The organism is Streptomyces sp. NPDC006235, from assembly GCF_040613735.1.
In the GTDB taxonomy this organism is placed as follows: domain Bacteria; phylum Actinomycetota; class Actinomycetes; order Streptomycetales; family Streptomycetaceae; genus Streptomyces.
Map to the genome: position 1 here is coordinate 68,269 of NZ_JBEXSR010000046.1, position 12,728 is coordinate 80,996.

The 12,728-nt window shown below is 69.8% G+C and carries 9 protein-coding genes and 2 tRNA genes; 5 read left to right on the forward strand and 6 right to left on the reverse strand.

Features of this window, described 5'->3' with window-relative positions:
- Nucleotides 1–46: 46 nt before the first annotated feature.
- The 4 genes from ABZ192_RS36395 to ABZ192_RS36410 form a co-directional block, all read right to left on the reverse strand.
- Nucleotides 47–1,987, reverse strand: coding sequence for a kelch motif-containing protein (locus ABZ192_RS36395; RefSeq protein ID WP_356928745.1), 1,941 nt, complete (start codon nt 1,985–1,987; stop codon nt 47–49).
- On the reverse strand, nt 1,984–3,990 hold the full coding sequence (locus ABZ192_RS36400) for a glycosyltransferase family 2 protein (protein WP_356928746.1): 2,007 nt from the start codon (nt 3,988–3,990) through the stop codon (nt 1,984–1,986). Before ABZ192_RS36400 ends, ABZ192_RS36395 begins: the two co-directional genes overlap by 4 nt.
- A gap of 326 nt (nt 3,991–4,316) precedes the next feature.
- Nucleotides 4,317–5,030 (reverse strand): FadR/GntR family transcriptional regulator, encoded by a 714-nt coding sequence (locus ABZ192_RS36405; RefSeq protein ID WP_356928747.1) that lies wholly within the window; start codon nt 5,028–5,030, stop codon nt 4,317–4,319.
- Between the two features lie 274 nt (nt 5,031–5,304).
- Nucleotides 5,305–5,378 (reverse strand) — tRNA-Lys (locus ABZ192_RS36410).
- A 200-nt stretch (nt 5,379–5,578) separates the two neighbouring features.
- On the opposite strand from ABZ192_RS36410, the gene ABZ192_RS36415 reads away from it, so the two are divergent.
- The 3 genes from ABZ192_RS36415 (at nt 5,579) to ABZ192_RS36425 (ending at nt 8,852) form a co-directional block, all read left to right on the forward strand.
- Nucleotides 5,579–6,916, forward strand: coding sequence for a peptidoglycan-binding protein (locus tag ABZ192_RS36415; protein WP_356928748.1), 1,338 nt, complete (start codon nt 5,579–5,581; stop codon nt 6,914–6,916).
- An 80-nt stretch (nt 6,917–6,996) separates the two neighbouring features.
- Nucleotides 6,997–8,130 carry an SPFH domain-containing protein gene (locus tag ABZ192_RS36420; protein ID WP_356928749.1) on the forward strand — a complete coding sequence of 378 codons (1,134 nt, stop codon included), beginning with the start codon at nt 6,997–6,999 and terminating at the stop codon, nt 8,128–8,130.
- Between the two features lie 101 nt (nt 8,131–8,231).
- On the forward strand, nt 8,232–8,852 hold the full coding sequence (locus tag ABZ192_RS36425; protein WP_356928750.1) for a lytic polysaccharide monooxygenase: 621 nt from the start codon (nt 8,232–8,234) through the stop codon (nt 8,850–8,852).
- Here the strand turns inward: ABZ192_RS36425 and ABZ192_RS36430 are convergent.
- Complete coding sequence (locus ABZ192_RS36430; protein ID WP_356928751.1) at nt 8,849–10,027, reverse strand: transposase; 1,179 nt, start codon at nt 10,025–10,027, stop codon at nt 8,849–8,851. The two genes, ABZ192_RS36425 and ABZ192_RS36430, sit on opposite strands and share 4 nt — an antisense overlap.
- A gap of 263 nt (nt 10,028–10,290) precedes the next feature.
- Between ABZ192_RS36430 and ABZ192_RS36435 the strand changes: the two genes are divergently transcribed.
- Together ABZ192_RS36435 and ABZ192_RS36440 are read left to right on the forward strand one after the other, a co-directional pair.
- The gene (locus tag ABZ192_RS36435) at nt 10,291–10,785 is read left to right on the forward strand and encodes a hypothetical protein (RefSeq protein ID WP_356928752.1); all 495 of its coding nucleotides are present in this window, start codon (nt 10,291–10,293) and stop codon (nt 10,783–10,785) included.
- Nucleotides 10,786–10,825: 40 nt separating this feature from the next.
- The gene (locus ABZ192_RS36440) at nt 10,826–12,496 is read left to right on the forward strand and encodes a long-chain-fatty-acid--CoA ligase (protein WP_356928753.1); all 1,671 of its coding nucleotides are present in this window, start codon (nt 10,826–10,828) and stop codon (nt 12,494–12,496) included.
- On the opposite strand, the gene ABZ192_RS36445 is transcribed toward ABZ192_RS36440, so the two are convergent.
- A tRNA-Lys gene (locus tag ABZ192_RS36445) sits at nt 12,462–12,535 on the reverse strand. The two genes, ABZ192_RS36440 and ABZ192_RS36445, sit on opposite strands and share 35 nt — an antisense overlap.
- Nucleotides 12,536–12,728 lie beyond the last annotated feature (193 nt).

A 12,728-nucleotide genomic window follows, 5' to 3' on the forward strand; every position in this document is an offset into this window, starting at 1 on the left:
CGAAGGGGCGCCCTCCATACCGGAGAGCGCCCCGATCAGCCGATCGCTACGGCACCTTGACCCACTGCGCCTTGCTCGGCGTGCCCCGGTCGTCCGTCACGAACAGCATGTACCAGCCCGCCTGGACCAGGTTCCGGTTCTTCGGCACGGCCACCGTCAGCTTGTCGCCGGACGCCTTGAAGTCCAGTGCGATCGAGCGCTGGTCGACGTCCGTGACGTGCGTGGCGGCGCTCGGGCGGATCAGCCGGGCCTTCTTGATCCTGGCCGCGTCCGACGAGGTGAAGGTGCCCGTCCCGCCGCGCTCGATGGTCTGCGGCCCGCCCGACAGCGAGGGCTGGTCCCCGTCGCCGTAGAGGTACGGCGGCGTGTAGATCTCGATGCGCTGCTCGAACTCGCCCGGCTTGGTGTTGGCCTTGTCGCCGTAGAGCGAGTCGGAGCCGAAGAACATCACGCGGCCGTCGGGCAGCAGGATCGACCCGGAGTGGTAGTTGCGGCCCACCAGCGGGTCGGCGACCCGCCTGAGGTCGTTCTTCTCCGTGTCGTAGATGCGCGCCTCGAAGATGTTGGAGTCGCCGCGGCCCCGGTAGTCCTCCGAACCGCCGGAGATCAGCACGCTGTCGTCGGGCAGGATCGAGGCGTTCGGGTAGCGCGTGCCCTTGTCCAGGGACGGGCCGTCCACGAAGCGCGGGGTGTCGGCCTTCAGGTCGACGATCCGGGTCTTCTCGCTGGACTCCTGGGACTCGCCGACACCGCCGCCGCCGATCACCATGTACTTCTCGTCCTGCGCGGGCGGCAGCAGCACCGTGCCGGACGTCTCCATCAGCTTGGGGTCGCTCAGGCCGGGGATCTTCGTGAACTTGTTGGTGTCCACGTCCCACACGCCCGGGTCACGGCCCACGTTGTCCGGCCCGTAGCCCGCGTTGGAACCCGAGTAGAAGACCTTGCCGTTCTGCATGAGGAACAGCGCCGGGTAGGTCGGGAACTGCCGGACCTTGTCCGTGTAGCTCCACTTCTTGGTCTTCGGGTCGAAGACCTCGTTCTTGCCCGGGACGAGCTGGCCGATGTCGTCGAGGCCGGAGACGCTGAGGATCTTCCCGTCGCTCAGGGTGGTGAGCGTCGGGTACCAGCGGGCCTCCTTCATCGGGTCGACCTTGATGTACTTCTCGGCCACGGGATCGAACTCGAAGGCGTCCCGGATGCCCTGGAAGTCCTTCTTGTCGAGGGCGAGCTTCTGCGCGATGCCGTAGGTGTTCTTGGCGTCGGCGCCCTTCAGGCCGTGCACGCGGTAGTTGTCCTGCGTGCCGGTCTCGTACTTCTTGCCCCGCTTCTGCGCCTCGACGTAGATCCGGCCGAGGCCGGGGTCGTTGCGCAGGAACTTGCCGGTCGCCTTGTCGAAGACCTTCTTCGCGCGCGGCACGAGCACCGGGTCCTTCGAGACGAAGGTCTTGCCGTTCTCCTTGCCCGTGAACTTGGTGCCCGCGGGCAGCGTGATCGGCTTGTCCGGGTTCTCGTTGTGGACGATCATCAGGCCGCCGGCCTTGGTGACGTCACCCTTGAGCTTCTCGTACCGCTTCGTGCCGCCCGCGATCAGCAGGTTGCCGTTGGCGAGCTGGGTGTGGCCCGTGCAGAACAGGTCGCTGGGCGTGGGGACCTTCTTGATGGTGCCCTTGACCGGGTCCCAGATCCGGGTGTCGAACTTCTTCGCGTCGAAGTTGTCCTGGTCGTTGCCCGAACCCGCGACGAGCAGCACCTTGCCGGTGCGCAGCAGTGCCGCGTGGATCGTGTTCTGCCGGTACTCCTCGGGAAACTCGATGATCTCCCACTTGCCGTTCGCGGCCTTGTACTCCGGCTTGTTGATTGTGTACTGGTGGTATTTCTCGGTGCCGAAGCGGTAGAGCCACGGCCCGTTCATCCCGGCCAGCGCGAGTACCACCGCCGTGCCGATCGCGAGTCGACGGGCCCGGCGGCGGCCTGCACGGTCGTTCATTCCTTACGTCCCCCAAGTCCACCAAGGGCGATCTGCATGGTCTGGTCGGTCCCCCCGACCTCCCCGTTTGCGCCAGGGGTGGCGGCCCAACCGGGCTTGTGCTGCGAGGCGTGCGCCGCCGACGGCTGCTGCGGGATGGGCAGCGGCTGCGTCCGGTGCGGTCCCGCAGGGTCCTGCGGCTGCTCCGCGGCGGGAGCGGCGGGCTTCTTCGCGTCCTGCCGCAGCTGCCAGCGCCAGGCGAAGACCGGCGAGGCGGTGATCAGCAGCGCGAACGTCGCCCAGATGATCATCGCGGGGTGCGAGTGGCCGAAGACGAAGCCGGCCGCGATCGACGCACCGAAGATCGCGACGAAGTACCAGTGGTAGCGGAACGTCCCGAACCAGCGGTCCGGGCTCGCCGAATCACCCTTGGGCGTGACCACGAACTTGCTCTTGCGCCGCAGTACCGAGTCGATCAGCGCCTTCGCGTACAGCGGCGCCGACAGCGCGGACATCACCATGCCGGCCACACCGCCGGAGCCCTCCGGCTCGTGCGGCGAGACGTTGTGCCGGCGGTTCCAGACGTACAGGCCGATCTGCAGGGCGGAGGCGTTGCCGTAGAGCATCAGCCAGACCGCCGGGTCGATGTTCACACCCGAGGCGCCCAGGCCCAGGAACAGGCAGCAGCTCAGTGCCGCCAGGATCCAGTTCAGGGCCGACATCGGGTAGAAGATGATCATCATCGTGTAGTTGAAGAGCTTGCTCGGCGGCAGCGAGTACCAGCCCTTCCAGTACTGCTTGAGGATCGTCTCGTACGTCCCTCGCGACCAGCGCATCTGCTGGGTGAAGAAGTCCGTCCAGGCGCTGGGGCCCTCACCGACCGCGAGCACGTCCGGGGTGTAGACCGAGCGCCACTTGTTGCCCGTCGCCGGGTTCTTGTGGCGGTGCATCTCGAAGCCGGTCGCCATGTCCTCGGTGATCGAGTCGTACAGACCGCCGATCTGCTTGAGCGCCTTGATGCGCACGGCGTTGGAAGTGCCGACGAACATGGGGGAGCCGTAGCGGTTGCCCGCGCGCTGGATCAGCGCGTGGAACAGGAACTGCTGCGACTCGGCGGCCTTGGTGATGGGGTTGTCGTAGTTGCCGTAGACCTGCGGGCCGATGACGAAGCCGACGTCCGGGTCGCGGAAGAAGCCGAGCATCCGCTCCAGGTAGTTGGGCAGCGGCACGTGGTCGGTGTCGACCGAGGCGAAGAAGTCGTAGTCGTCGCCGTGCGCCTCCAGCCAGGCGTTGTAGTTGCCGTGCTTGGTCTTGGCGCGGTGCGGGCCCTTGGCCTGGTTCCACTTGGCGACGCCCTTGCGGGAGAAGTGGTGCACGCCGAGGCGCTCGCAGACCGCCTTCACCTCGGGGTCGTCGCCCTCGTCGAGCAGCCATACGTGCATCAGGCCCCGGTGGCGGATCCTGACGGCCGCCTCCAGGGTCTTCGTCACCATCTCCAGCGGTTCCTTGCCGGGCACGAAGGAGGTGAGGAAGGCCACTCTGGTGCCGGTCTCGGGCACCACCGGGATCGGGTCGCGGGCGACCAGCGTGGCGTGCGCGTTCGACACCACGTTCATGCAGCGGAAGAACTCGATCAGACCGATCGAGACCAGCATCACGATGTCGAGCGCGGGCAGCCAGTCGAAGGCCGGGTAGTCGCGCTCGGTCCAGTGCTCGGGCTGGAGCAGCCACACCAGCAGCACCACGGACAGCACCGGGGCCGCGGCCAGCATCAGGGCGACTCTTATACGGTGCGGTTCCTGTGAGATCAGCGACCGGTACTGCACCTTGTACGGCTTGGTCGGATCAGGCTGGGTGAGGGGACCCGCGAGCCGGCTGTAGTGCTCGTAGTCGTATCGCGGCAGCGTCTTCTTGATCCGCCGGAACGTCCCCGTGGTGCTCATCCGATGGGCCGGAACCCTGAGCTGGGTGGTCTGGGACGGGTCGTGGTCCTGCTGCCGGGCGCCCGTCGGCCTCGACGTCATGAGTCATTCCCCCCACACGCGGACACCGCGTGTTTCGTCGCTTCCTTCCGTCTGCGGCAGGTCCCCCTCGACCTTCACAGACGTATCAGTGGTGGGTCGCTGTCACCACGTCATCCACACCCTATAGACACGGCAACGCGACCTTCCGGTTGCATGATGCCCCCCTCGGCATCGCTTCATGAACAGAGGCCCCTACCCCCGTCCAGCGCGCAACCGGCTCCGAATCCCCCCAACTGCCGCGAAACCGCAGCATCTTGAAAAACCAGAAAACCAGGGTTCTACGGCGCTCATCATGATCGCAAGGTGCGAAACGCGGCGTTTACCGGTCATACGCGTTCATTGTGGTGGGTGTGGGGAGCCTGTGGAGTGGTTGTGGACAGGCGGGCGCGGATGTTCCCGAAGTGCTCTCTTATGGCCTCCTCCGCCCGCATCGAGTCGCCGGACCGGACCGCGTCGAGGATCTCCCGGTGCTGCCGGCAGGTGACCTTCGGGTCCTGCGGCTCGCCCCCGAGGTCGGTGCGGACCCGGTGGAAGGCGTCCCAGAACGCCTCCAGGACCTCGCTCAGCAGCACGTTGTCCAGCCCCCGGTAGAGGGTGGCGTGGAAGGCCCGGTCGGTCTCGGCGAGACCGGCTCCGCGCGCGGCCTGCTCTTCCATACGGCCGACGAGCCCGTCCAGTTCAACGAGGTCCGCGCGCGGTATCCGCCCCGCGAGCCGGGAGACGAGCCCCGTCTCCACGGCCTCCCTGAGTTCCAGCAGCTGGAGCAGGGAGTCCTCGCCCCGGTAGTGCCCGGCGACCGTGCGGAAGGCGAGGCCCTCGATCATCGGGGCCAGGGACATCGGGCCGACGTAGGTGCCGAAGCCGTGCCGGATCTCCACGATGCCCATGGCCTGGAGCGCCTTCAGCGCCTCCCGCACCGAGTTCCGGCTCGCGCCGAGGTACTCCATCAGCTCGGGCTCGGTCGGCAGCGGGGCCCCGGAGGCCAGCCGGCGGTCGATGATGAGCTTCTTGATCCGCTCCTGGAGATCACGCGCTGCCATGGCGAGAGGGTATCCGGCCAATCGCGCGGTGGACCGGGTTCCGGCCAGAGTGGACCAGGGCCGTGGCCGGGTATGCGAAAGGCCCCGCTTCCGCGAGGGGCTTTCCGGTCGGTGTGACTGGACTGCGCCGGGCTTCTGCTTTCCGGCTCGCTGCGACGCCGAGAGGCGGGGGTGTGGGTGGCGGAGCCCCCACAGCGCCCGGCGAAGCCGCGCAGAAAAGACGGTGGCGGCTTGGGTTCGCGCTTTCCGCGAACCCAAGCCGCCACCGGCATCGTGCGCCGCCAGGGACTCGAACCCCGGACCCGCTGATTAAGAGTCAGCTGCTCTAACCAACTGAGCTAGCGGCGCGCGCTGACGACGTAACTCTACAGGACGCCGGGAGGTGCTCCGGACCACGGGCTCCGGCCCCGAGAGGGGGTCCCCTGCGGGGCCGCGTACATCATTCGGACCGTCAGCATGCGCGTGCGGAAAACAGTTGAGAAACTGACGACGCGCGCCCGGACGGGTGCAGGCGCGGCCTTTTCCGCCGGAAGTGTGAGGGGAATCGCATGAGGTCTCCGGTATTCGAGGAATTCGACCCCGCGAGCGACTGCGACTGCCCCGGATGCGTCCACTGGCGCCGCGCCCTGCCGCATTCCTGGGCCGGCCGCACCACCGCCCACCCGGCCGCACACCGTGCCCTCGCCCTGGCCGCCGTGGCTTCGGCGGCACTCGGCGCGGGCCACGCCGTACCGGCCGCGGCCGCCCCGCAGGCACCACCCCATCGACCCGGCTTTTCCGCAGGTGACGAGCCTGACACTCCCCAGGGCGGCAAGGCACCGCTGTACGGCCCCGGCGGTCGTCCCGTGAAGCCCTCGGCCACCCTCAAGCCCGCCGCCATCACCCGTACGGAGATCATCAACCGGGCCAGGACCTGGGTCGCCGCGAAGGTGCCGTACAGCATGAACGACTACTGGTCCGACGGCTACCGCCAGGACTGTTCGGGCTATGTCTCGATGGCCTGGAAGCTGCCCGGAAACGAATGGACGGGCAGCCTCGCCCAATACGGTGAGCGGATTTCCAAGGAGGAACTCCAGCCGGGCGACATTCTGCTCTTCCACAATGAGGCCGCCCCGGAGAGCGGCTCGCACGTCGTGATTTTCGGCGGCTGGACGGACTACACGCACAGCTCCTACACCGCCTACGAGCAGACCCGCCCGCACACCCGCCGGCAGTCCACCCCGTACGCCTACTGGAACGATTCGGACCAGTACGTCCCCTACCGGTACAAGGGCGTCACCCCGGAGCCGGGGAAGGAACAGGGGACCGTGCCGGGGAAGGAACCGGCCGGCGGGAAACCGGGCGCACCGGCCGCCACGCCCTACCCGGGAGCGGCGTATTTCGGCCCCGGCGCGAACAACAAGTACGTCACGCTGCTCGGCCGGATGCTGGTCGCGCGCGGGGCCGGCGGCTCCTACGCCTTGGGCCCGAGCCCGCGCTGGACGGACGCGGACCGGCGGGCGACCCGGGCCTTCCAGCTGGCCCAGGGCTGGACGGGCGCCGACGCCGACGGCCTGCCCGGCCCGCGCACCTGGGAGCTGCTGGTCACCGGCAAGGGCAAGGACGTGAAGGCCGGGGCGGTCGGGCCGCCGCCCTCCTCCCACGGCGTCCCCGGCTACCCGGGCCGGGCGATGTTCCGACCCGGCGCCAGCAACCCGTACGTCACCCAGCTGGGGAGACGGCTGGTGCGCAAGGGGTTCGGCAGGTTCTACCGGGTCGGACCGGGACCGCGCTGGGGCGAGGCGGACCGGCGGGCCGTCGAGGCCTTCCAGCGCACCCAGGGCTGGCGGGGCGGCGCGGCGGACGGCTACCCGGGTCCCGAGACCTGGCGGCGGCTCTTCTCGTGAAGCCCGCCCCGGGGGGGCCCGGACCCCGGGCACCGGGGATCACCGTTGTGACGCATCTGGCGCGGAGGCTGGAGGCACCCATGAGTACGACCACTTCCCACACGTCCGAGCCCGACGGGCCGGCCGGCGGCCTGGCCGACGGACCGGTCAGGCCCGCCCGGCTCATCCAGAACGAGGCCACCACCGAGATCCCCGTCCACCTGCTGTTCCGCGACGACCCCTACCCGGCGCCGGTACCGCTGAAGCCGGCGGTCGTCGCCCGCCGGCAGGGCACGGGGGAGCAACCGCGCCTCGGACGCCCGCCGGCCGTGGCACCGCGCCCGGCGCCACAGGTCGACCCCGACCTGGCGGAGCGGCCCGCACGGGTGCTGCCCGGGGCGGCGGGGGTGCTGGCCGGGGTGTGCGGGGCGGCCGGGTGCGCGGCCACCTCCTGGTGGGCCGGGCTGCTACCGCCGCTCGTGCTGGAGGCGCTGCGGCTGCCCGCGCACACCGGGGCCGGGCTCGGTCCCGCGCAGTGGGCGGCGTACGCGGGGGCCGGGGCGCTCGGGCTGTTCGGGTTCGGCGGGCTGGCCCGGGGCCGGACCGGGCGGGCCTGGGTGCTGGATCTGTTCGGCCGCTACCGGGGGACCGTCCGGCGCTCGGGTCTGCTGTGGGTCAACCCGCTGCTGCTGCGCCGCCGGGTGGACGTACGGCTGCGGCACTGGCGCAGCGAGCCGGTGCCGGCCGCCGACGCGAGCGGGGTCGCGCTGCGGGTGGTCGTCCTGGTGGTGTGGCGGGTGCGGGACACCGCGCGGGCCACGCTGGGCGTCGAGGACCACGAGACGTATCTGCGCGAGTGCGTCGAGGCGGCGCTGGCCCGGGTGCCGGTGGAGATGCCCGGCGGGGCCAAGGGCGCAACGGACGCGGCCGCCGAGGCGCTGAGCCGGCTGGTGGCGGCCGACGCGGCGGCGGTCGGCCTGGAGGTGTTCTCGGTGCAGCCGGTCCGGGTGGAATACGCCCCCGAGGTCGCCGCCGCGATGCACCGCCGCCGCATCGCCGCGCTGGACGCCCAGCACCGGGCGAGCGTGCTCACCTCGGTCGTGGACTCGGTGGAGGACACGGTGACCCGGCTGACCATGCGGGGGCTGGTCGAACTCGACGACTACGAGCGGAAGGCGCTGGTGAAGGACCTGACGGTGGCGTTCTGCGCGGGCCGGGGAGAAACAGCTCCGTGATTGGTATGGACATGTTCAACTGACGTCCTTACTCTCAGACTTGGTCTAGACCTACCTGCACAGCTCACTGCACCTCCCCCACGTTCTCCAGGAGCGGCAGCATGCGCACTAGGACCAAGTTGTCCGCAGCCGCGGTGGGGCTGGCCACGACCGGAGCCCTCGTACTCTCCTCCGGCGGCGCCAGCGGCCACGGCTACACCGACCTCCCCGTCAGCCGGCAGAAGCTCTGCCAGAACGGCACCGTGACCAACTGCGGTCCGATCCAATGGGAACCGCAGAGCGTCGAGGGCCCGAAGGGCTTCCCGGCCTCCGGCCCGGCCGACGGACAGATATGCAACGCCGGCCTCGGCCAGTTCAGCCAGCTCAGCGCGCCGCGGACGCCGTCCGGCGGGGCCTGGCCCACCACCAAGGTGACGGGCGGACAGACCTACACGTTCCGCTGGCAGTTCACGGCCATGCACGCCACGACCGACTTCAAGTACTACATCACCAAGCCGGGCTGGAACCAGAACCACAACCTGGCCCGGTCCGACCTCAACCTCACGCCGTTCTTCACCGTGCCGTACAACGGCCAGCGGCCCCCGTCCACGCTCAGCCACAGCGGCAGGCTGCCGTCCGGGCTGAGCGGCCGCCACGTCATCCTGGCGGTGTGGACGATCGCCGACACGGGCAACGCCTTCTACGCGTGCTCGGACGTGACGTTTTCAACTGCCCGTCGCTAAGGCGACGGGCTTGCACAACGGGCATCACTGGCGGTGACGCTGCGTTTGCGTCCTGCCCCGCCCCGCTGACGCGGTGGCGGGGCAGGGGCCGTTGACGAGGCCCCGCGTCGCCACAACTCCCGTGCACGAGTACGGATGTTGCGGGAGCTGTTCCGGTCTGCGTGATCAACGAATCCGCAGGACCGGCACGCGAACCAGGCCTGGGAGACCCGGTTTGCCTTGTCGATGTGCCCGCACTCGGCGCAAGTACGAGAGGTGTACGCCGGATCGACGTACACCACCGGCACTCCCGCCTTGCGGGCCTTGTACGCGATGAACCGCCCCAGCTGGGAGAACGACCAGCTGCAGTGGGTGGCCCGTTGGGGCTTTCGAAGCCGTACCCGTTCGCGGATGCCTGTCAGGTGCTCCAGGGCGATCCCGCGACCGGTGCGTTCTGCCTCGGCCACCATGTGTTTCGCGATCTTGTGGGTGATGTCCTTCGCCCGCCGCGCTTCCTTGTGCCTGCGCTTCTTCAGCCGGCGTTTCGCGGACGGGGTGTTCTTCTTCTGCAGCTTGGTACGCAGCGCGCGCTCCCGTACCCGGCTCCGGTTGATCTGCCGCCCTGCCATGATCTCGCCGTCGGAGGTGGTGGCGATGTTCACGATGCCCAGGTCGACGCCGAGGAAGTCCACCGGATCGGTGTTCAGCGGAGTTTCGGGCACTTCACAGGTGGCGTTCAGGAACCACATGCCGTCGCGGTACATCAAGTCGGACTCGCCCTTGCGGTGCAAGGCCAGGGTGGTCAGCTGCTCCGGGGACGCGGTGAACGCCACGTCCTTGATCCGCCCGGCAGTCGTCCAGATCGAGAGCCGCCGCTCGGCGATCTGCCAGGACAGCATCCGGTCGTCGTACGGCTGCGCGCTCTGCGGCCGGAAGACGACCGGCTTCTGCGTAGCCCTGCGGTAGCGCTTCGAGCCTGGCTTGCCCAGATTCCCGGCCCGCAGGTTCGCCTTCAGCGTGGCGTACGCGTCACACGTCTTCTTGATCACGTGCTGTGCGGCCTGCGCCCCCAGACCCCACCGCGCCTTGATCTGTCCGTAGGTGTGCTCGCGCAGCGCGAAGTTCCGCTGCACACCCTTCTCGAACGCAACCTCGCTGACCCAGATCGCCGCTTCGTTGCAGGCGCGCAGAGTCACCTCAGTGCCGCCGCCCGCACGGGCGTCGGCGCAGCTTGACCTGCACCACCAGCTTCATGAAATCGAACCTACACAGACGTACGAGCGTCCACTGCACGTTCTCGATGCATCACTCGACCGGGTGGCACCGCAGAAGCCCCGAGGTCCCTCACAAGAAGCCTGAACGTTCTGAGGTTCCCTTGAGTCACCGGTGCGGCCGGTGTGGGTAGGTTCCTCCCACGCCGGCTGATCGGGGCCGGCGCATCGACCTCGGGGGATGCGCGATGGACGTGATCTTCTACGTCGTGCCCGGCCTGATCATGGCCGTGGCGGTCTTCATGGCGTACCGGGTCGTGCGGCGCTGGCTCCAGATCCGGGGCGCCTGGAACAGCGGGCTGACGGCCGAGGGCCGGTGCCTGCGCGCGTACGCGACGGTCGGCGGAGGGCATGGCCACACCGCCGTGAGCACGGCGCTCCATCACGTGTACGAGTTCATCACGCGCGACGGCCGGGTCATCCGGTTCGAGGAGGAGGGCGGCCCGGGCACGATCGTCGAGGGCGACTACGTCACGGTCTACTACAGCGACGGCCGGCAGGTCGTCGCCACGGCGCAGCCGCCGAGCCGGGCGAAGCACACGGTGGCCACCTTCGGCATCCTGACGTTCCTCGGCGTGATCGTCGTGTTCTGCGCCGGTTTCGTCGTCACGTACGTCCAGATCTTCGGCCCGTACGGCGACTTCCTCTTCAGCGGCGGCAGCGGGACGAGCCTGACGCCGTGACCCTCCACATCTGACGGCCCGTCAATTACCCTGCGCGCCCATGGACACCAGGGCGGCGGCGGGTACGGTCGCGGAACTCATGGCCGAGCGGTGGGGCGATCACCGGCCGGGACTGTGGTGCGAGGACGAGGTCCTGACCCACCACGAGGTGGCGTCCGGAGCGGCGGCCCGGGCGGCCCTGCTCGGCGACCTGCTGCCGCCGGGCGCCGAGCCCCACGTCGGGGTGCTCCTCGACAACACCTCCGAGTTCCCCCTGTGGCTGGGCGCGGCGGCCCTGGCCGGGGCGGCGGTCGCCGGTGTGAACCCGACCCGCAGGGGCGCCGAACTCGCCCGCGACATCCTGCACACCGAGTGCCGGATCCTGGTCACCGAGCGGACCCACCTGTCGCTGCTCAGGGGCCTGGACCTGCCCGGCACGCGCCTGCTGGTGACGGACACCGAGGAGTACGCCGACCTCCTGGCCCCCTACGCCGGCGCACACCCGGACGCCTCCCGCGCCACCCCCCGCGACCGCTTCCTCCTCTACTTCACCTCCGGCTCGACCGGCGCGCCCAAGGCCGCGCTCTGCTCCCAGGGCCGCCTGGCAGCCGCCGGACGCTCCCTGGCCGGCCAGTTCTCCCTGGGCCCGGAGGACGTGCACTACCTCTGCATGCCGATGTTCCACGGCAACGCGGTGATCGCCGGCTGGGCCCCCGCGCTGGTGACGGGCGCGGGCGTGGCCCTGCGCCGGCGCTTCTCGGCGTCCCGCTTCCTGCCGGACGTACGCCGCCACGGGGCGACGTACTTCACCTACGTCGGCCGGGCGATCCAGTACGTCCTGGCCACCGAGCCCCGCCCCGACGACCGGGACAACCCCCTCCGCCTGGGCTTCGGCACGGAGGCGGGCGCGGTGGACGCGGCGGCCTTCGAGCGGCGGTTCGGCGTGCGGCTGGTGGAGGGATACGGCTCCTCGGAGGGCGGGGCGGCGGTGCAGTGGTCGCCGGGGACCCCGCCGGGCGCGGTCGGCCGGGCGGCTTCGGGGCTCGTCGTCCTCGACCCGGAGAGCCGTAAGGAGTGCCCGCCGGCCCGCTTCGACGCGGCGGGGCGGCTGCTCAACGGGGGCGAGGCGATCGGCGAACTGGTCAACCAGGGACCCAGCCCGTTCGAGGGCTACTGGCGCAATGCGGCGGCGGAGGCGGAGCGGACCAGGGACGGCTGGTACTGGACGGGCGACCTCTTCTACCGGGACGCCGACGGCTACCTCTACTTCGCCGGCCGCACCGACGACCGCCTCCGCGTCGACGGCGAGAACCTGGCCGCCGCGATGATCGAGAACATCCTCGCCCGGTACGAGGGTGCCGCCGCCGTCGCCGTGTATGCCGTGCCGGATCCGGTGACCGGGGACCAGGTGATGGCGACGATCGCCGGGACCTTCGACCCGGAGGCGTTCGAGAGGTTCCTGCTCGCCCAGCCCGACCTGGGGACGAAGATGGCGCCCCGGTTCGTGCGGGCGGCGGGGCGGATGCCGGTGACGGCCACGAACAAGATCCATCGGGCGGCGTTACGGCGGGAGGGCCTGCGGTGTGCGGACCCGGTGTGGTGGCGGCCGCCGGGGGAGAGCGCGTACCGCCTGCTGACCAGGGAGGATCTCGAACACGCCGAAGGGCCTCCCGCTCCCACGAGAGGCCCTTCATCAGTGCGCCGCCAGGGACTCGAACCCCGGACCCGCTGATTAAGAGTCAGCTGCTCTAACCAACTGAGCTAGCGGCGCATGACTCCCGCCGACCGCGTTCCGCTTGGCGCGTTCTCGCGGCGGCGACGGAGAAAATAATACCCGGTCCTGCGGGGTGCTTCCGACCAACCGCAGCAGGCCCTAGATGTGCTGTCCGGGGACGTTGGTGACGGGCGACACGCCTTGAGTGGTCCTTGAACGGGGCGAGGGCCTCTGGGTTCGGTGTGGATTG

What these genes read in the sequence shown, in the direction of transcription:
- ABZ192_RS36395 (WP_356928745.1), bottom strand. Translation starts at nt 1,987, where the DNA reads ATGAACGACCGTGCAGGCCGCCGCCGGGCCCGTCGACTCGCGATCGGC.
- ABZ192_RS36400 (WP_356928746.1), bottom strand. Translation starts at nt 3,990, where the DNA reads ATGACGTCGAGGCCGACGGGCGCCCGGCAGCAGGACCACGACCCGTCC.
- ABZ192_RS36405 (WP_356928747.1), bottom strand. Translation starts at nt 5,030, where the DNA reads ATGGCAGCGCGTGATCTCCAGGAGCGGATCAAGAAGCTCATCATCGAC.
- ABZ192_RS36415 (WP_356928748.1), top strand. Translation starts at nt 5,579, where the DNA reads ATGAGGTCTCCGGTATTCGAGGAATTCGACCCCGCGAGCGACTGCGAC.
- ABZ192_RS36420 (WP_356928749.1), top strand. Translation starts at nt 6,997, where the DNA reads ATGAGTACGACCACTTCCCACACGTCCGAGCCCGACGGGCCGGCCGGC.
- ABZ192_RS36425 (WP_356928750.1), top strand. Translation starts at nt 8,232, where the DNA reads ATGCGCACTAGGACCAAGTTGTCCGCAGCCGCGGTGGGGCTGGCCACG.
- ABZ192_RS36435 (WP_356928752.1), top strand. Translation starts at nt 10,291, where the DNA reads ATGGACGTGATCTTCTACGTCGTGCCCGGCCTGATCATGGCCGTGGCG.
- ABZ192_RS36440 (WP_356928753.1), top strand. Translation starts at nt 10,826, where the DNA reads ATGGACACCAGGGCGGCGGCGGGTACGGTCGCGGAACTCATGGCCGAG.